The 17,057-nt window shown below is 70.2% G+C and carries 17 protein-coding genes and 1 riboswitch; of the genes, 6 read left to right on the forward strand and 11 right to left on the reverse strand.

Annotation, left to right across the window (positions count from 1 at the left end):
* Positions 1 to 160: 160 nt before the first annotated feature.
* A complete protein-coding gene (locus tag Ssi02_RS19435; protein WP_204027377.1) occupies positions 161 to 1,180 on the reverse strand; it encodes a LacI family DNA-binding transcriptional regulator in 1,020 nt (339 codons plus the stop codon).
* Between the two features lie 835 nt (positions 1,181 to 2,015).
* Between Ssi02_RS19435 and Ssi02_RS19440 the strand changes: the two genes are divergently transcribed.
* Complete coding sequence (locus tag Ssi02_RS19440; RefSeq protein WP_204027379.1) at positions 2,016 to 2,252, forward strand: hypothetical protein; 237 nt, start codon at positions 2,016 to 2,018, stop codon at positions 2,250 to 2,252.
* Between the two features lie 36 nt (positions 2,253 to 2,288).
* On the opposite strand, the gene Ssi02_RS19445 is transcribed toward Ssi02_RS19440, so the two are convergent.
* Together Ssi02_RS19445 and Ssi02_RS19450 are read right to left on the reverse strand one after the other, a co-directional pair.
* Positions 2,289 to 2,960: a CHAP domain-containing protein gene (locus tag Ssi02_RS19445; RefSeq protein ID WP_204027381.1), complete on the reverse strand. Its 672-nt coding sequence runs from the start codon at positions 2,958 to 2,960 to the stop codon at positions 2,289 to 2,291.
* Between the two features lie 13 nt (positions 2,961 to 2,973).
* A riboswitch (cyclic di-AMP (ydaO/yuaA leader) is annotated at positions 2,974 to 3,163 on the reverse strand.
* Positions 3,164 to 3,659: 496 nt separating this feature from the next.
* Positions 3,660 to 4,487: an aldo/keto reductase gene (locus Ssi02_RS19450; protein ID WP_275410715.1), complete on the reverse strand. Its 828-nt coding sequence runs from the start codon at positions 4,485 to 4,487 to the stop codon at positions 3,660 to 3,662.
* A 273-nt stretch (positions 4,488 to 4,760) separates the two neighbouring features.
* Between Ssi02_RS19450 and Ssi02_RS19455 the strand changes: the two genes are divergently transcribed.
* Positions 4,761 to 5,432, forward strand: a complete 672-nt coding sequence (locus Ssi02_RS19455; RefSeq protein ID WP_204027384.1) for an ACT domain-containing protein — start codon at positions 4,761 to 4,763, stop codon at positions 5,430 to 5,432.
* Between the two features lie 12 nt (positions 5,433 to 5,444).
* On the opposite strand, the gene Ssi02_RS19460 is transcribed toward Ssi02_RS19455, so the two are convergent.
* The 5 genes from Ssi02_RS19460 to zwf form a co-directional block, all read right to left on the reverse strand.
* Positions 5,445 to 6,737, reverse strand: a complete 1,293-nt coding sequence (locus Ssi02_RS19460; RefSeq protein WP_204027386.1) for an ABC transporter ATP-binding protein — start codon at positions 6,735 to 6,737, stop codon at positions 5,445 to 5,447.
* A 382-nt stretch (positions 6,738 to 7,119) separates the two neighbouring features.
* Complete coding sequence (eda, locus tag Ssi02_RS19465) at positions 7,120 to 7,734, reverse strand: bifunctional 4-hydroxy-2-oxoglutarate aldolase/2-dehydro-3-deoxy-phosphogluconate aldolase (protein ID WP_204027388.1); 615 nt, start codon at positions 7,732 to 7,734, stop codon at positions 7,120 to 7,122.
* Between the two features lie 25 nt (positions 7,735 to 7,759).
* Positions 7,760 to 8,737 (reverse strand): glucokinase, encoded by a 978-nt coding sequence (gene glk / locus Ssi02_RS19470; protein ID WP_204027390.1) that lies wholly within the window; start codon positions 8,735 to 8,737, stop codon positions 7,760 to 7,762.
* Positions 8,734 to 10,578 (reverse strand): phosphogluconate dehydratase, encoded by a 1,845-nt coding sequence (gene edd, locus Ssi02_RS19475; RefSeq protein WP_373870175.1) that lies wholly within the window; start codon positions 10,576 to 10,578, stop codon positions 8,734 to 8,736. Before edd ends, glk begins: the two co-directional genes overlap by 4 nt.
* On the reverse strand, positions 10,575 to 12,068 hold the full coding sequence (zwf, locus tag Ssi02_RS19480) for a glucose-6-phosphate dehydrogenase (RefSeq protein WP_204027392.1): 1,494 nt from the start codon (positions 12,066 to 12,068) through the stop codon (positions 10,575 to 10,577). The genes edd and zwf overlap by 4 nt, the downstream gene beginning before the upstream one ends.
* A gap of 177 nt (positions 12,069 to 12,245) precedes the next feature.
* On the opposite strand from zwf, the gene Ssi02_RS19485 reads away from it, so the two are divergent.
* Positions 12,246 to 13,430 carry an ROK family transcriptional regulator gene (locus Ssi02_RS19485; protein ID WP_204027394.1) on the forward strand — a complete coding sequence of 395 codons (1,185 nt, stop codon included), beginning with the start codon at positions 12,246 to 12,248 and terminating at the stop codon, positions 13,428 to 13,430.
* Between the two features lie 720 nt (positions 13,431 to 14,150).
* Here Ssi02_RS19485 and Ssi02_RS19490 read toward each other — a convergent pair.
* Positions 14,151 to 14,885 carry a DUF2470 domain-containing protein gene (locus Ssi02_RS19490; protein WP_204027396.1) on the reverse strand — a complete coding sequence of 245 codons (735 nt, stop codon included), beginning with the start codon at positions 14,883 to 14,885 and terminating at the stop codon, positions 14,151 to 14,153.
* A 79-nt stretch (positions 14,886 to 14,964) separates the two neighbouring features.
* Between Ssi02_RS19490 and rpsD the strand changes: the two genes are divergently transcribed.
* Entirely contained in the window at positions 14,965 to 15,579 is a 615-nt protein-coding gene (rpsD, locus tag Ssi02_RS19495) for a 30S ribosomal protein S4 (protein ID WP_204027498.1), read from the forward strand.
* A 66-nt stretch (positions 15,580 to 15,645) separates the two neighbouring features.
* Here the strand turns inward: rpsD and Ssi02_RS19500 are convergent, their stop codons facing one another.
* Together Ssi02_RS19500 and Ssi02_RS19505 are read right to left on the reverse strand one after the other, a co-directional pair.
* On the reverse strand, positions 15,646 to 15,894 hold the full coding sequence (locus Ssi02_RS19500; protein WP_204027398.1) for a nitroreductase family deazaflavin-dependent oxidoreductase: 249 nt from the start codon (positions 15,892 to 15,894) through the stop codon (positions 15,646 to 15,648).
* Between the two features lie 185 nt (positions 15,895 to 16,079).
* A complete protein-coding gene (locus Ssi02_RS19505; RefSeq protein ID WP_204027400.1) occupies positions 16,080 to 16,310 on the reverse strand; it encodes a hypothetical protein in 231 nt (76 codons plus the stop codon).
* Here Ssi02_RS19505 and Ssi02_RS19510 point away from each other — a divergent pair.
* Together Ssi02_RS19510 and Ssi02_RS19515 are read left to right on the forward strand one after the other, a co-directional pair.
* A complete protein-coding gene (locus Ssi02_RS19510) occupies positions 16,294 to 16,539 on the forward strand; it encodes an ArsR/SmtB family transcription factor (protein ID WP_204027402.1) in 246 nt (81 codons plus the stop codon). The genes Ssi02_RS19505 and Ssi02_RS19510 overlap by 17 nt on opposite strands.
* Positions 16,536 to 16,964, forward strand: coding sequence for an SRPBCC family protein (locus Ssi02_RS19515; RefSeq protein WP_204027404.1), 429 nt, complete (start codon positions 16,536 to 16,538; stop codon positions 16,962 to 16,964). Before Ssi02_RS19510 ends, Ssi02_RS19515 begins: the two co-directional genes overlap by 4 nt.
* Positions 16,965 to 17,057: the final 93 nt, after the last annotated feature.

Raw genomic sequence — 17,057 nt, forward strand, 5'->3', positions numbered from 1 at the left:
TATGGGCCGTGTGGCGCCGTCTAGGTCGCGGAGCCACGAGATATGCGACGACGCCGAGGTCGCGGAGGGTATGGCACACACGGCGGCGCCCAAGGGGCATGACACGTGCGGCGCCGGCCCGGGTGGGGGGCGGCGCCGCGGAGTGGTGGTGTGGGGGCGGTCAGGTTGACGCGCGGGTCACGAGGTGGGGTGGGAGGATCACCACCGGTTGGGCCGGGGTCTCCCCGTTGATGCGGGCGATCAGCATGTGCGCCATGCGCCTGCCCATCGCGTCGGTGGGCTGGTGCACGGTGGTGAGCGGCGGGTCGGTGTGGGCGGCGGCGTGCGAGTCGTCGAAGCCCGCGACGGCTATGTCGCGGGGCACCTCCAGCCCACGCTCCCGCAGTGCGCGCATCGCGCCGATCGCCATCGTGTCCGACGCCGCGAACACCGCGTCGATCTCCGGGTCGAGCTCCATTAGCTCTCGCATGGCCATCATGCCGCTGCCCTCGCTGAAGTCGCCGTAGGCGACCGGCCCGGCGGCAGCGCCGCCGCCCACGGCGTCGTGGAAGCCGGCCAGCCGGTCGGCGCCCGCGCCCATGTCCTGGGCGCCCGCGATCGTGGCGATCCTGCGGCGGCCTCGCATGATGAGGTGCTCGACCGCCTGGCGCGCCCCGGCGCGGTTGTCGACGTCGACGTAACACACCGGGCTGAGCCCGACGGGTTTGCCGCCGACGACCGTCGGCACCCCCATGGCCTCCAGGTGGCCGGGCAGGGGGTCGGCCCCGTGTAGCGAGAGCAGCAGCACGCCGTCCACATGCTGGCAGGTTAAGTAGCGCGCGAGTCGCTGATGCTCCTCGGGCGACTGCGCCATCGCGAGGATCAGTTGGAGCCCGGTCTCCGAGAGCGCCGAGCCGATGCCGCGGATGATGCCGGCGAAGAACGGCTCATCGAAGATCCGCTGCCGACACTCCGAGACCACCAGGGCCACGGTGTCGGTGCGTCGCGTGACGAGGCTGCGGGCCGCCCGGTTGGGGACGTATCCGAGCTCGTCGATTGCTTGGAGTACGGCATGGCGCGCACGGTCGCTCACCTTCGGCGATCCGTTGACGACGCGCGACACTGTGCCGCGTCCGACTCCCGCTTTGGCGGCGACCGCCTCCAGGGTCGGACGGGCCGTCGCGCGGTGGATCCCAGTCATGAACCAGCCCCCTACAGGTGGTGGTCAGTGAACTTTCTCCTGCCATCGCGCGGGCCGCCGGTAAGGGACAGCCGGAGGAGTACATGGGTCCGGCCCAGACGCGTGTCCTATTGTTCCCGAGACTTTGCTGTTTCGCTGCCGAATGTGAGAGATAATCTCGTTTCTTTAGGGCAGCTGTTCGGCGCTTTCCTATTGGGGCGCGGCTCCATCGGGTGGGGGGCCATTGTCGTATCTTCCCGGCCGGGCCCATTTCGAAAAGGTCGCGCCCCGGTTTCACGGGGGTGGAGCCGCACACTGGGCAGTGCGGGGTCGTGCCTCACCGCACTTCACACCCTCTCGACATCCACCGTCTCGGGGAGGGACACCGTGGCCAGGGAATTTGGCGTGCCGGGATTTCCGAAATGCTTCCAGTGTGAGCCTTTTACACCCTTGTGGGTGATTGTGCATACGGAGGTCGTGCCGGTGCCGGCTCCTTTCCCGCTGAACACGCCGAGCACGGTCCCGGCGGAGGCAAGCCCACTTCAACAGGGTCGAGCAGGGTGAATGAGGCCGAACACAATCCACCATGGCTGCGCGGATGTGCGAGGGCCTGTCCCTGTATGCTCCCGCCAAGGCCCCGGTGGAAGAATTCGCCTGGGGAGACGCGTCCGCCGGAGACGAACACGGGCCCACCGGAGGGAAAGCATCCGGCATCCGCGAACCGCGTTCCTTTCAGTGGACCTTTCCCTGTCCGTGGGCGTTGGTTCTTCCCAGCCGTTCTCGACATCCCCGAGACAGGGTCTGAACGGCGAGGTCGCGTGTGATTTCACGAGCGATCTGGACAAGAGGAGATGCCGTGCGACACGCACGGCTCGGCCGTACGGCACTGCGGGTGAGTCGCCTGTGCCTCGGCACGCTTGACTTCGGGGTGCGCACCACCAGGCCCGGCAGTTTCCGGCCGATGGGCGAGGCACTGAACGAAGAGATCAATTTCTTTGACACCGCCGACGAATATGGCCGGCAAGCGCGCAGGTGGCCGTGGTGGGGTGGCCGCATCAAGTTTCACGGGCACGGCGAAGGGGCCGTGCACTGACTACCGCGCACGGCCCCTTCGCTGCTCTTGGTGCGTTTACACCTTCGCGTAAACGGGGTAGCCGTAACCGACGACGTCGGTCTTGTTACGGGTCCGGATCTCCACCGCGCCGTTGCCGGTGTTGCCCTCGACCGTGGTGATGGTGCTGCCGCCGTTGTCCTTCACGACGAAGCCCACGTGCTCGATGTCGCTGGTGCCGCCGCCGCCCCAGGCGAAGAAGACGACTGCGCCGGGCTGGGCCGCGGTGCCCCAGCGGGCGTTCTCCTGGAACCACTTGGCGTGAGCGACGGTGTAGGCGTCCCAGCCGAGGGTGGGACGAATGCCGAGCTGGTCGCCGACCCAGGAGACGAACATATTGCACCAGGGGGCGTTGGCGTAGACAGAGGCGGTTCCGCCGCCGTCGCGGGCGAGGGTCTCCCGGGCACGCTCGGTGCCCATGTACCACTGGTGGAACTTCGTGCCGCCGCCGCTGGCGTTCTCCTTGATGCCGACCTGAGCGGTGGCGAGGTCCAGGAGCTGCTTGGCGCTCACCTGGGGAAGGGACGCGGCCTTGATTTCCATCGGGCTCTGCGCGGGCTGCGGGGGCTGCGGGTTGATGTGGGTGTCGGCCATGGCGACACCGGAGACGCTTCCCGTGGCGATCGCGGCGCCGATCAGGCCGGCGGCGAGACGCTTGACGCACTTCGAGGTATGGGGGAACTTCAGCATGTGCGGGTGTACTCCCTCGCTTCCATGCCGCCTACCGGGTTAGCTGACGGGTTCGGGCGTGGAAGTGCCCTACAGCGTTGGCTACGGGGGGCGTAGCCATTGCTGATTCACCCCGGTTGGGGGATGGGCTTCGCCGTCCGGTTGACGAACGAGGCCCAGTGGGTCCCCGGCTCCGCATCTTGCGGATTCGGCGGCCGTGATCCCCGGCGGACGGATGTCCATCGTGATCACGGTCCGGGCAATGTATCGGCAACGGGTGCACGTGTGGGATCACGTGCTTCGTATGCCGCGAGTTCCATCAAGGTAATACACCGGACAACTGAACACAAACACCTCAAACCAGATATTTCTTGATCTATGGGACCTTGGTCCCGAAACCCCCTTATCTCACGGCGATAACGCGGCCTCACTCGCCAGGTAAAGGTTCACGGGCAGCCCATGGAACGGCCATGCGAACCCTCCGGATCGCCCCCTCCGGCGGGCCGCCCAGCGGGTGGCCGGAGAGGTGTCCCGTGCCCCCTGCCTGCGGACTCGCCGGCCGCGGCGAGACGCCCTCCCGGCAGCGGAACGCACGGCGAAACGGATCGGCGCGCATCGATGATCCGGCTACCGGAAAACCGAACACGCGGCCCGCCAAAACCCTCTAAGGACCCGCCCAGGCCGCTTCCGCCGTACGGCGAAGCCCGCGTGGCCGACGGGTCAATCCCCGTAGACGTCGGGATCGGGGCCGACGCGGCGGCCGTTGTCGAGTGTGCCGATCGCCGCCATGTCCTCGTCGTCGAGTTCAAAGGTAAAGATGTCGAGGTTCTCCGCGATCCTCGCCGGATTCGTGGATTTCGGAATGGCGATGTTCCCGAGACGCATGTGCCAATTGAGCACTACCTGGGCTGGTGTGCGCAGATGTTTCGCCGCCACGTTCCTCACCACCGGCTCCTGAAGCAGCCCGTGACCGCGCCCGAGCGGGCTCCACGCCTCGGTGGCGATGCCGTGCTCGGCGTGGAACCGGCGGAGCTCCCGCTGGGGGAGCCAGGGGTGGAGCTCGACCTGGTTGACCGCGGGCACGAGCCCGGAGTCCTCGATCACGCGGGTGAGGTGCGCCGTGGTGAAATTCGACACGCCGACGGCGCGTGCCCGGCCCTCTGCGTAGATCCGCGCCAGCGCCCGCCACGTGTCCGGGTAGGCGCCGCGGGCGGGCACGGGCCAGTGGATCAGGTAGAGGTCGACCTGATCCGTCCCGAGCCGCTCCAGGCTCCTGTCGAAGGCCGCCAGGGCCCGGTCGTAGCCGTGGTCGTCGTTCCACAGCTTGGTGGTGACGAACACCTCCTCACGCGGCAGCCCGGAGGCGCGCAGCGCCCGGCCCACGCCCTCCTCGTTGCCGTAGAGCGTCGCGGTGTCCAGGCTGCGGTAACCGGTGCCGAGGGCGGTCCGCACGGCGGTCTCCGCCTCGGTGTCCGACACGAGATAGAGGCCGAAGCCGAGCTGCGGCATATGCACGCCGTTGTTGAGGGTGATCTCAGTCGTGCTCATGGGCAGATCATGGCACTTCGACGACGGAAGCCGTGCTGTCGCCATACCGAAGGTGGTGAGAAGAATTTGCTGAAGTTTCATGCAAGCGAGTTGGAAATCCACGTCAAGGCCGGTGAGAGCCCGCGAACTCCGGCACACTGAAAATCAAGCCATATTGCCGACATAAACCTGGAACACCCTGGAAACACTGGTCGGCCATCGTGGCCGCACATGGTGAGGACGCACGCTGAAACACAGGCGCGCCTTGACATGTGGGGAAAGAGGTGATGTGTGATGTGGTTGAGGTTGAGGGTCTCACTCCCGGACCGGCCGGGAGCGCTAGGCCAGGTGGCCCGTGTACTCGGCGCACTGGGGGTGGACATCCTCCAGCTCACGGTGCTTGAACGTGAGACAGGCAGGGCGGTGGACGACATCACGGTCGCCTGGCCGGGCACGCCCTCGGGGGAGCAGATCGCCGACCGGCTCGCCGCGGTGCCCGGCGTGCGGGTGGAGGGGGCCTGGCCGACCCGTGAGGTGCCCGGTGCGGCGCCCGACTACGACCTGCTGCGCCACGTGGCCACCGACCCGGCCCGCGCGTGCCTCACCTTGGTGGACGCCGTGCCCGCCCTCGTCGGCGGCGACTGGGCGATCACCCTGTCCTGTCCCGACGGGGAGGTGGTGCACCGCAGCATGCACACTCCCGACCCGCTGACGCCGGTGGACCTCACGACCGCCCTCGGCGTGCCCCGCCCCTTGGTCTTCACCTGGCAGGGCCTGCCGATGATGGGCATCCCGCTGGGGGAGGAGGCCCTTCACCTGGTGGTGGCCCGCACCGAGGGTCCGCCGTTCCATCGGGCCGAGCTGGACCGGGCCGCCCGCGTCGTCGAGATCGTCGCCCTGGTGATGACCCTCGGCGCCAAGAGTGTGCTGGCCGGAAGCGTGCCCGCGCCGGCCGAGGGCGGGTGAGCGCCCCGGAGGTCAGCGCTGCGGCGGGTCGACGCGCGAACCGTCCAGCTTGAAGGCCATGATGCGGCTGATGTCCACCGCGATCTTGCCGGTGTCGCCCGCGCGCCAGGCCGGGCGGGCGCCCAGCCGTACGATGAGGTCGGCGCGCCGGTGGCTGCCCGAGCCGCCGCTGCTGCCGTTGGCGTGACCGGGGATGTCGTTCTCGGGCGGCCCCGAGATCAGCCGGCGCACCATGCTCTTGAAACGCCCCTGCGATCCGTTGCCGTTCGCCAGTTGCGCCGCCCGGCCGTGCGGGTCCGGGGGCTCGGGCACCGCGACGGAGGGGAGCCCGGCCTCCAGGTAGGCGAGCCACTCGTGCCCGTGATATTCGAGGGTGCGCACCCGCCCGGTGAAGGAGGGGCCGTCATAGCTCTCGGGCACGGGGGACAGGGCGTCGGGCCGGATGCCGATGATGATCTGACTGCCGGTGAACTGCGAGATGGCATAGGCCCGGGGGTCGCTCCACGGGATCGTGAGCTGGTGCGGGCCGAAGTCGAGCATGATGAACTGGTTCTGCGGCGTGCGCACCGTGCAGGCCACCAGGTTGAGCTGCTGGGAGCTGAGGAAGGCGGCGACGAAGGCGGTCGCGGGGTCGTTGTAGATCTGCCCCGGCGTGCCGACGTCCTGCAGCACGCCCCGGTTCATGATCGCGATCCGGTCGGCCAGGGTGAGGGCCTCGACCTGGTCGTGTGTGACATAGATGGTCGTGACGCCCAGAGCGCGCACGAGCGCGGAGATCTCCATGCGCAGCTCGGTGCGCATGCCCGCGTCCAGGTTGGAGAGCGGCTCGTCCATCAGGAAGAGGGACGGCTGGCGCACGATCGCCCGGCCCATCGCCACCCGCTGGCGCTGGCCGCCGGACAGGGTGCCGGGTTTGCGGTCCAGGGTCTCGACGATGTGCAGCGCCCTGGAGAGCTCGGTGACGCGGTCGCGGACCATGCCCGGGTCCGCCTTGGCGATCTCCAGCGGGAACGCGAGATTGCCGCGGACCGTCCGGTGGGGATAGAGCGCGCCGTTCTGGAAGACCATCGCGACGTCCCGGTCGCGGGGCGGGAGGTCGTTGGCGATCTGGCCGCCGAGCCACAGGTCGCCCGAGGTGATCTCCTCAAGCCCTGCGATCATGCGCAGCAGCGTCGACTTCCCGCATCCTGACGGGCCGAGTAGAACCAGTAGCTCCCCGTCATTGGCGCGCAGATTCATCCCGTCCACCGCGAGGACGCCCCCGGGGTAAACCTTGGACACATTGTCGACGACGACGGTACTCATGCTCGGCTCGTTCCCCCCGGGCCCTGCGGTGCCCGGATCCAGCAAATGTGCGTGTGTGATTGATGAGGTAGTACACCGCGTCAAGACCTGTCATGTCCATAGCCATCTCCATAGATGTAGTCATAAATCGTGCGTCACGGTGAACACACGTTGAGCCGATCAAGCGGCGGTCCAGGATTGTCCCAGCGCTTTTCCCGGACCGTGCCGGGACGGCGGCAGGACTAACGCCTGGGTGACCGCATGATGGCGCCCGGACGACCGCCGGACCGCGCCGGAACGAACGCCGGCCGGCGCTGAAACGAAGCCGGAAGGAATGCCGGGCCAAGCCGGCGTAACGGCCGGACCCACGCCGGTACGGCTTCCGCCGTACCGGCAGGGTTTGTCAGGCGAGCTTGGCGGCCTCCGCCGCGAGCCCCTCGATGCGGGCATAGTCGCCGGAGGCGATCGCGTCGGCGGGGGTCAGCCAGGTGCCGCCCACGCAGCCGACGTTGGGCAGCGCCAGATAGGCGGCCGCCGTCTCGGGCTTGACGCCGCCGGTGGGGCAGAAACGCACGTCGGGCAGCGGGCCGGCCAACGACTTCAGATAGGCCACGCCGCCCGCCGCCTCGGCGGGGAAGAACTTCATGTCGGTGATCCCGCGCTCGGCCAGCGCCATCGCCTCAGAGGCGGTGGCCGCCCCGGGCAGGAACGGCACGCCGCTCACGATCAGGGCGGTGGCCAGTTCGGGCGTGGTGCCGGGCGACACCAGGAAGCGTGCGCCCGCCGCGGTGGCCGCCGTGATGTCGGCGGAGGTGCGCACCGTGCCCGCGCCGATCATGGCGTAGGGCACTTCCTCGCTGATGCGCTTGATCGCCTCAAGAGCCGCCTCGGTCCGCAGAGTGACCTCGATGACCGGCAGACCTCCCGCCACGAGCGCGCGGGCCAAGGGCACGGCGGTGGCCGCGTCCTCGATCACGACCACGGGCACCACGGGGGACAGGTCCAGCAGGCTGCTCATCGAATCTCCTTAAGCATTGGCGGTGTCAAGTGTTCCATCCGCGTTCGCGCGAGCGCTGGGCAAGCCATACCGCGGCCCCGGTGAGCGCCGGCTGCGGGGCGACGATCACGTTCGTCCCGATCGCCGCCAGGTACCCGCCGAGGGTCGGTGTAGCCGAAAACCGTGCCCGAAACTCACTCTTTTCCACCATTTCCACGATTCGCGGGAGTACACCTCCTCCGATATACACCCCACCCCGGGCCCCCAGGGTGAGCGCCACGTTCGCCGCGAAGCTTCCCAGCAACCCGCAGAACACCTCGATCGCCTCGGAACATAGCGGATCGGTTGTCCGTGTCACTATCTCCGCCGCCTTCAACTCCGGCGCGTCCACCCCGTGCACCAAGGCCAGCCCCCGGTGCAACCGGGTCAGCCCCGGCCCCGACAGCAGGTGCTCGGCCACCACATGGGGCAGGCCGTCGGCGCGCAGCGCGCGCACCACCTCGTGCTCCCGGTCGTCGACCACCGGAACCGCCACGTGCCCGCCCTCCCCCGGAACAGGCACCCACCCCGTCGACGTCGGCACAAGGCCGGCCACGCCGAGCCCGGTACCCGGGCCCAGCACGGCCTTCACACCGTCCCCCGGAGGGGGACCTCCCAGCGAGACAAGATCGTTCTCGGTGAGGTATGGCAAGGACAGCGCGAGCGCCTCAAAGTCGTTGAGCAGCTCGACTTCGGGCAGGCCGAGATCGTAGACCGACCCCGACCATCCCGCGTTGGTGAGCTCGTACCTGTCCCCTTTGACCGGGCCCGCCACGGCCAGGCAGGCCGCTCCCGGCCGCACTCCGCCCCCATGCTCAGCGAGATAGGCGGCTACGGCTCCGGGAAGCCCGCTGTAATCGGCCCCGGTCAGTACGGCTGTCGCCTCCGGTCGTCCGCCGGCCGAGGTGACCAACCCGAATCGCGCGTTGGTCCCCCCGACGTCGGCCACGAGCCACGGCAGCGGCAGCGAGGAAGGAGCCCTCATCCGGCGAGCCCGCCGAACACCGAGGCCCCACGCTCGGCCGGTCCCACGCCCGGCCGGAACACTCCGAACAACTCACGACCCGTCCCCGACCACGCCTCGTCGCTCAGCGGCGCGCCCGAGGGCGTGCGGGCCGACAACTCGCCGGCCGGCACCAGCAGGTCGAGCGTGCCGGCCTTCGCGTCGAGTCTGATCGGGTCGCCGTCTCTGACCAGAGCCAGAGCGCCGCCCCGCGCGGCCTCGGGGGACAGGTGAATGGCCGAGGGCACCTTGCCCGAGGCCCCCGACATACGGCCGTCGGTGACGATCGCGACCCGCTGCCCCCGGTCGAGCAGCACCGCCAGCGGCGGCGTCAGCTTGTGCAACTCGGGCATGCCGTTCGCGCTCGGACCCTGGTAGCGGATGACCGCCACGAAGTCCTGCCCGTCGAGCTCGCCCGCCTCGAACGCGGCCAGCAGTTCCGTCTGGTCGTCGAACACCCGCGCCGGCGCCTCTACCACCAGGTGCTCCGGCTTGACCGCCGACACCTTGGTCACGGCCCGCCCGAGGTTGCCCGACAACATGTGGATGCCGCCGTCGGCGGAGAACGGCTGGGCCACGCCGCGCAGCACCTCGGTGTCGGCACTCGGCTCGACCCGCTCGCGCCACACCAGCTCGCCCTCCTTGAGCTCCGGCGCCGAACGGTAGTGCCCGAGCCCTTGGCCGGCGACCGTGAGCACGTCCTCGTGGAGCAGGCCCGCGTCCAGCAGCTCGCCGATGAGCACCTGCATGCCACCGGCCGCCTGGAAGTGGTTCACGTCGGCCTGCCCGTTGGGGTACATCCGCGTCAGCAGCGGCACCACCTCCGACAGGGCGGCGAAGTCGTCCCAGGTCAGCTCGATGCCCGCGGCGGCGGCGATCGCGATCAGGTGCAGCGTGTGGTTGGTCGACCCGCCCGTGGCGAGCAGCGCCACGACCGCGTTCACCATCGCCCGCTCGTCCACCAGCCGGCCGACCGGCGTGTAGGCGGCGCCGTGCGCGGTCAGCTCCGTGACGCGCCGGGCCGCCGCCGCGGTCAGCGCCGTGCGCAGCTCGCTGTGCGGGTTGACGAACGTCGCCCCCGGCAGGTGCAGGCCCATGACCTCCATCAGCACCTGGTTGGAGTTGGCTGTGCCGTAGAAGGTGCACGTGCCGGGCGAGTGGTAGGACTGCGCCTCCGCGTCGAGCATCTCCGCCCGGCCGATCCGGCCCTCGGCGAACAGCTGCCGCGAGCGCGCCTTCACCTTGTTGGGCAGGCCCGACGTCATCGGCCCCGCAGGCACGAACAGCGCCGGCAGGTGCCCGAAGCGCAGGGCGCCGATCAGCAGGCCCGGCACGATCTTGTCGCACACCCCGAGCAGCAGCGCCGCGTCGAACATGTCGTGCGACAGGGCGATGGCGGTCGACATCGCGATCACGTCACGGCTGTACAGGGACAGCTCCATCCCGGCGCGGCCCTGCGTGATCCCGTCGCACATCGCCGGCACGCCCCCGGCGACCTGGGCCACCGCTCCAGCCTCGCGGGCCGCGGCCTTCAGCGCCGCCGGATAGGTCTCGTACGGCTGATGCGCCGAGAGCATGTCGTTGTAGCTCGTGACGATGGCGATGCCCGGCTTCGCCGTACCCCGCAGGTCGAGCTTGTCGGCCGGGCCGCACGCGGCGAACCCGTGCGCGAGGTTGGCGCAGCCGAGGCCCGTGCGGGCGGGGCCGCGCGCGGCGGCGTCGTCGGCGTCCCTGGCGAGCCGGTCGAGGTAGGCGGCCCGCCTGGCCGCGCCGCGCTCCCGGACCCGGCCGGTGACCTCGGCGACCTTGCTGACCACGCTCACAGCGCTACCTCTTCCTCGAGTTCCTCGTGCCAGGTCCGCCCGCTGCGGCCGAGCAGTTCACGCGCGCCGGGCGGTCCGGCGACACCCGCCGGGTAAGGCTCGGGCGGGGTGCCCGTCGCCTCCCAGGTGGCGAGAATCGGGTCGATCCACCGCCAGGCGGCCTCCACCTCGTCGCGGCGCATGAACAACGTGGGGTTGCCCGCGAGCACGTCCATGAGCAGCCGCTCGTAGGCGTCGGGCACCCGCCCGCCGAACGCCTTGCCGAAGCTCAGCTCCAGCGGCACCGGACGCAGCGCCACCTCTCCCGCACCCGGCTCCTTGGCCATGATGTGCATCTGGATGCCCTCGCTGGGCTGGAGCCGCAGCACCAGCTTGTTGGGGGAGCCGCCGGGGAAGATGGAGTGCGGCACGTCCTTGAACTGCACCACGATCTCCGAGCAGCGCGTCGGCATACGCTTGCCCGTGCGCAGATAGAAGGGCACACCCGCCCAGCGCCAGTTCTTCACCTCGGCGCGGATCGCCGCGAAGGTCTCCACCTGGCGGCTGGCCCGCGTCGGCGGCGTGCTGCCGGGCTCGTCGAGGTAGCCCGGCACCCTCCTGTCGCCGGCGATGCCCTCGGTGTACTGCCCCCGCACGGTGAACCGGTCGGCCTCGGTGCCGGAGATGGGCCGCAGCGACTCCAGCACCTTGACCTTCTCGTCGCGGATCGCCTCACGGTCGTTGCGGGACGGCGGCTCCATCGCGACCAGGCACAGCAGCTGCAGGAGGTGGTTCTGCACCATGTCCCGCATCGCGCCCGCGTGGTCGTAGTAGCCGCGCCGCCCCGGGGTGCCCACGGTCTCGGCCACGGTGATCTGCACGTGGTCGATCCACAGGGAGTTCCAGATCGGCTCAAGGAAGGCGTTGGCGAACCGCAGCACCAGCAGGTTCTGCACCGTCTCCTTGCCGAGGTAGTGGTCGATGCGGAAGGTCTGCGACTCGGAGAAGATCTCGCCGACCTCGTCGTTGATGCGCCGGGCGCTTTCGAGGTTCCGGCCGAGCGGCTTCTCCAGCACCACCCGGGACGAGGGGGTGACGAGCCCGGCGAGGCGCAGCTCACGGCAGAACGGGCCGAAGGTCATCGGCGGGCTGGCGAGGTAGAACACCCGGTCGCGCTGCTCGTGCCCGGCGAGCAGCCCGCGGACCCTGGCCCACCCGCGGGCGTCGCCGCCGTCGCCGGACACGTCGATGGAAACGTGGTGGAGGCGGCCCAGGAAGCGGCCGAGGTCGCGCAGGTCGGCACCGCGCTCGGCCAGCTCCGCGTGGACTTTGCCGCGGAAGTCCGCGTCGGTGAGGCCGCTGCGGGACATCGCGATGATCCGGGTCTGCGGGGCGAGCAGGCCGTCGCGGTCGCAGTGCTGGAGCGCGGGGATCAGCTTGCGCATGGCGAGGTCGCCGGTGCCGCCGAAGATGACCAGGTCGGCGGGCCTGCGGGAAAGGGCCGCGCTCACCGGGAGCTCTGCTGGACGCGCGGGTTCGACACGGTGGTGCTCCGAACGATCTACCAAAGAAGGACAGATCGGACACTATCTCGGATGTTTGGTTCTGTTCAAGCTGAGTTTTGTAATTCTAGATGAATAAGTCATGACTTCTCATGACTGAAGGGGCTGTGATTGACTTAGGCCCTGATGTCTCGACGTACCGCCGCAGCGCTCGCCACCAGCGGAGAGGTGCTGCGCCTCATACGCACCGGGGAGGCCGTGACCAGGTCCGATCTCGGCCGCGTCACCGGACTTTCCCGTCCCGCCGTCTCACTCCGCGTCAGCGAGCTCATCGAGCACGGCCTGGTCGTGGAGGACAGCGAAGGCCCCTCCACCGGAGGCCGGCCGCCGACCCGCCTCGTGTTCAACAACGCGGGCGGCGTCATCCTGGTCGCCGCCCTCGGCGTGAGCCGGACCCAGATCGCCGTATGCGACCTGTCCGGCGCGCCCATCGCCCGCGCCGACCTCGCCATCGACGTGGAAGAGGGCCCCGACGTCGTCCTGCCCCTCGTCCTGGACACCTGGTCCGACCTGCTCGGCGACCGCCCCGTCGCCCACGTGCGCGGCGTCGGCATGGGCGTGCCGGCGACCGTCGAGTTCGCCGCCGGGCGCGCCGAGAGCACCCGCGTCATGGCGAGCTGGACCGGCGTCGTCATCCCGCCCATCGTCGCCGCGCGGTTCCCCGTGCCGGTCTTCGTCGACAACGACGTCAACGTCATCGCCATCGGCGAGCACCGCGCGGGCTACGCGGGCGAGGTGGAGGACCTGCTGTTCGTCAAGGTCTCCACCCGCATCGGCGCCGGCGTCATCGCCGGCGGGCACATCCTGCGCGGCGCCCTCGGCGCCGCCGGCGAGATCGGCCACATCCCCGTCCAGCGCGGCGGGGGAGTGCTCTGCCGGTGCGGCAACACCGACTGCGTCGACTCCGTCGCCAGCGGCACCGCCATCCTCCGCGACCTGCGCGACCGCGGCCGCCGCGTGTCCTCCCTCACCGACGTGACCGCCCTCGTCCGCAGCGGCGACGCCGAGACCATGACCGTCGTCCGCGACGCCGGCCGCAGCCTCGGCGAGGTCATCGCCTCCGCCGTCAACGTGCTCAACCCGGCCGTCGTCGTCCTCGGCGGCGACGTCGCCGAAGCCTTCCAGCCCCTCGTCTCCGGCGTCCGCGAAGTCGTCTACCGCCGCTCCACCGCCCTCGCCACCCGCAACCTCCGCATCGAACGCAGCCGCCTCGGCCCCGGCGCCGGCATCACCGGCTGCGCCCTGATGGTGATGGACCACATCCTCGCCCCGGACGTCGTGGACGCCCGCTTGGCGATCCACACCCTCTAGAGGAACGTGCCCGGCCCCCGGCGGTCTTGTGCGCGGCCCTCGGGGGGTTAAGGTACGGCACAGGCCTCCGGCAGCGCCGTGATCGCGGCCTGTCCGCGTTCAGGCCGGCCGCCGTCGCAGCCGGGGTCGCCGCCTCGACGAACAGACGGAAACCCTCTGCGCGCACCTGGGCAGGTGAGCCCTACGCCGACGGCATCGGACCGACAGGCCCCACCCCTGCGACGCCTGGCGGCGCGGAGGTCCCCTACCAGATCGACCGCCTCACCGACGCCCTGTTCTAGCCCTGTCCTGCTCCCCGCGCGCGTGGGGGCGAGGCCAGGGGCAGCCGGGCTACGGCCGGCAAAACCTTCTGCTCCCCGCGCGCGTGGGGGCAAGCCGCGTGAGCACCGGTTCGTCGTCCTCGATCAGTTGTCCTCCCCACGTGGGGATGGTCCCGAGGTGGTCGACGGCATCCGCGACGTGGCGAGTTGCTCCCCGCACGTATGAGAGTGTCCCCGCGATCTCGTTGGCGATACGCGGAGGGTCGGTGTCAGCTCCGCACCTGTGGGGGTGTTTCATCCCGACTTCTGGTAGCGAAGCATCGGTGTCCCGCAGGCGGTGAGCACTGGTCGGTCGGGGTGGGCGGCGAACCGCCGGTAAGGGGTGTGGTCGGCCATCCGAAGCGTGCTGTGAAGGTGGCGGAGCCTCGCTCGTGGGGCTCCGCCGTACGGGAAGGGGCTGTCAGCGGCAGAGGAGGCAGCGGAGGGCCTTTTCGAGGGCGCGGCAGCTGGTGGCGGGCTCGGGCCAGGGGAGGCGGATGAGGGTGGGGCGGTCGACGCCGACGCGCAGGGTGGCGCCGAAGCGGTCGAGCTCCCACAGCCAGGACTCGGGGGCGGGTTCGCCCATGAGGGAGGCGACGACGGTGCGGATCTGGGCGCGGTGGGCCGAGTTCACGTGGTGGATCATGCTTTCCGCGGCGTCCAAGAAGGGGTCGGGTTCGGCGTCGAGATAGTCGCACGCGTCCAGCACACCCGAGTCGCCGCCGGTGAGGTAGATCACCTGGCCGACGTCCACACGGAGCAGGCGGGGGGCGCCCGGGTCGCCCCGGCGTTCCAGCGCCTCGAACAATCCCTCGTCGGGGCAGCGTTCGGCCACGGCCACCGCGGCCGCGCGGGCGTCCTTGGCGGGCACCTCCTCCGCCCATCCCTGCACCTTGAGCAGTCCGCGCGGCTGTTCGACGGCGCCGAGGTCGCGGGTGGCGGTCAGGTCGACCGTCACCACGGTCTCGCCGGGGGCGGCGTGCAGCGGCTCGCCGGGGCGCACGAGGAGAACGGGCCGGCCCTTGGCGTCGACACCGCCGCGGGCGGGGCCGGCGGGCGCGTCCGAGCCCGCGACGGACACATGGCCTGGCACTGCCACGGCGGCCAGCGAACGGATCCTTTCGGGGATCGGAGGTGCGGTTAGCGGCTGCTGCATTCCCGGGTCTCCTAGAGTCGGCAATCTGTTAAGGTAAGGCTTGCCTTAGTAAGTACTACCTAACCATAGTGAGGTGAACGTGCGCTACACCGGGCCGAAAGTGCGTCTTTCACGACGCGCGGGCGTCCCCCTGACCAGGAAGGCCGTGCGCTATTTCGAAGCGCGGCCTTACCCGCCGGGCGAGCACGGACGCAAGACCAACCGGCGCAACGCGGGCGACTACAGCACGCGGCTGATGGAGAAGCAGAAGCTCCGGTGGTATTACGACGTGTCGGAGAAGCAGCTCCGCCGCTATTGGGACATCGCGCTCCGCAAGCCGGGCCGCTCCGGAGCCGAGCTGGTGGTGCTCCTGGAGACGCGCCTCGCCTCCATCGTCCTGCGCGCGGGACTCGCCCCGTCGATCTACGCGGCGCGGCAATATGTGAACCACGGCCACATCACGGTCGACGGCCGCAAGGTCGACATCCCGAGCTACCTCGTGAAGCCGGGTCAGACTATCGGCGTGCGCCCGCGGTCGCGCCAGATGCAGCCGTTCGTGGCCGCAGCCGAGGGCATCTACGCCGACGAGCGCACCGCGCCCTACCTCTCGGTGGACCACCAGGAGCTGCGGATCACCCTCCTCGCCCGCCCCGAGCGCACACAGATCGCCGTGCCGGTCGACGAGCAGCTCGTCGTCGAGCACTACTCACGCTGACCCACCGCTCCTCCCCGCGTCGAAGGCGGCCGCGCCCCGGCCGCCTTCGACGTTTCCTGGCGGTCATCACTCCCGGGGCTCCAGCCGGAACACGCGCGGTTCGCGGCCCGAGACGGCCGCATAGTGCTCGTACGGTGGCCACACGCCGAGCACCCGGTCGAAGGCGCGGCCGCGTTCGTCCCCGGTGAGCAGCCGGGCCGCGACCCGGAGGGGCCGGCCGCGCACGGCGATGACGGCGTCGGGGGCAGCGAGCAGGTTGGCGCTCCACGCGGACCGCCGCGGCCGGACCTCGTTCTCGCCATGTTCGGCCTCCACTGAGAGGCGACATGCTCAAGGCGAGGATCCTAGTGAAGCCGCCGTCCCGCTGACCGCTCCCACGGCCCGGCCATACCGAAGGAGTCTCGCCCTGGCCGCGGGGCGCTGCCTTACCCCGCCCGATCGTCTGCACGCGGACGATCGGGCGGGGGCGCAGACGAGGCGGCCGTACGGCACCGGGGCTCCTACGGCGCAGGCTCGCCGGCCTGCTGGAGAACCCTGGTGAAGGACATGGTCATCCAGGGGTGCCAGGGGGTGGTGTCGTCGGTTCGTTCCCATGTGGCGGACATGGTGGCGTGGTCGTCGGCGATCACGAGGGTGGCGCGTTCGGTTTCGCCGGCGAAGGTCCACACGCCGTCGTCGGTGACGCTCGCCCGCATGGTGACGAAGGCGCCCTGGTTGTCGAAGGAGCGCATCGCCCCCATCAGCAGGCCTGCGGTCTCTCAGCACCTGCGAATACTGGTCTCGGCCGACCTGCTCGACGTCCGCAGAGCGGGCAACCGCCGGTTCTACCGGTTGCGCCGCGAAGGGCTGGCCGAGGCGGTGCGGTTCGTCGAGGCGATGTGGTCGATGCCGCTCAACCGCCTCAAGCACGTCGCCGAAGAGGAGGAACGCATGCGGGAAGACGTGGAGGGGGCGCCGTGAGCACCGGTGGCACGATCGAGCAGGCGTTGTGGATCCGGGCCAGGCCGGAGACCGTATGGCGCCACTTCACCGATCCGGCACGGCTGGCGCGGTGGTGGGGCGAGGCCGAGGTGGATCCCCGCCCCGGGGGCGAACTGGTGGTGCGGATGCGGGAAGGGCCGCGTCCGATCATGCGCGGGAGGTTCGTGGAGCTGGTGCCGCACGAGCGGATCGTCTTCACCTTCGGCTGGGAGGCCACTCCCGGCGCGCCCGCCATCCCGCCCGGCACCTCCAGGGTGGAGATCACGCTCACCCCCGACGGTGACGGCGTGAGGCTGACCTTGCGGCACAGCGGTCTGCCGTTCTCCCTGGAAGGCGAGACCGGCGAAGGGTGGCGCCACATGCTCGGCCGCCTCGGGGACGAGGCCACGGAAAGGGCTGTGTGACTCACTGCCGACCTTAGGCGCATCCAGCAGGTCCACCGGCGAGCCGCCGCTCGGCGTCGCTGCTGCCGGCCGAGATCCCGGACGTGATCCCGC

It is taken from the genome of Sinosporangium siamense, from assembly GCF_016863435.1.
In the GTDB taxonomy this organism is placed as follows: Bacteria; Actinomycetota; Actinomycetes; order Streptosporangiales; family Streptosporangiaceae; genus Sinosporangium; species Sinosporangium siamense.

What these genes read in the sequence shown, in the direction of transcription:
- eda (WP_204027388.1), bottom strand. Translation starts at nt 7,734, where the DNA reads ATGAGCAGCCTGCTGGACCTGTCCCCCGTGGTGCCCGTGGTCGTGATC.
- glk (WP_204027390.1), bottom strand. Translation starts at nt 8,737, where the DNA reads ATGAGGGCTCCTTCCTCGCTGCCGCTGCCGTGGCTCGTGGCCGACGTC.
- Ssi02_RS19455 (WP_204027384.1), top strand. Translation starts at nt 4,761, where the DNA reads ATGTGGTTGAGGTTGAGGGTCTCACTCCCGGACCGGCCGGGAGCGCTA.
- Ssi02_RS19485 (WP_204027394.1), top strand. Translation starts at nt 12,246, where the DNA reads ATGTCTCGACGTACCGCCGCAGCGCTCGCCACCAGCGGAGAGGTGCTG.
- Ssi02_RS19460 (WP_204027386.1), bottom strand. Translation starts at nt 6,737, where the DNA reads ATGAGTACCGTCGTCGTCGACAATGTGTCCAAGGTTTACCCCGGGGGC.
- Ssi02_RS19450 (WP_275410715.1), bottom strand. Translation starts at nt 4,487, where the DNA reads ATGAGCACGACTGAGATCACCCTCAACAACGGCGTGCATATGCCGCAG.
- Ssi02_RS19435 (WP_204027377.1), bottom strand. Translation starts at nt 1,180, where the DNA reads ATGACTGGGATCCACCGCGCGACGGCCCGTCCGACCCTGGAGGCGGTC.
- Ssi02_RS19445 (WP_204027381.1), bottom strand. Translation starts at nt 2,960, where the DNA reads ATGCTGAAGTTCCCCCATACCTCGAAGTGCGTCAAGCGTCTCGCCGCC.
- Ssi02_RS19490 (WP_204027396.1), bottom strand. Translation starts at nt 14,885, where the DNA reads ATGCAGCAGCCGCTAACCGCACCTCCGATCCCCGAAAGGATCCGTTCG.
- Ssi02_RS19505 (WP_204027400.1), bottom strand. Translation starts at nt 16,310, where the DNA reads ATGCGCTCCTTCGACAACCAGGGCGCCTTCGTCACCATGCGGGCGAGC.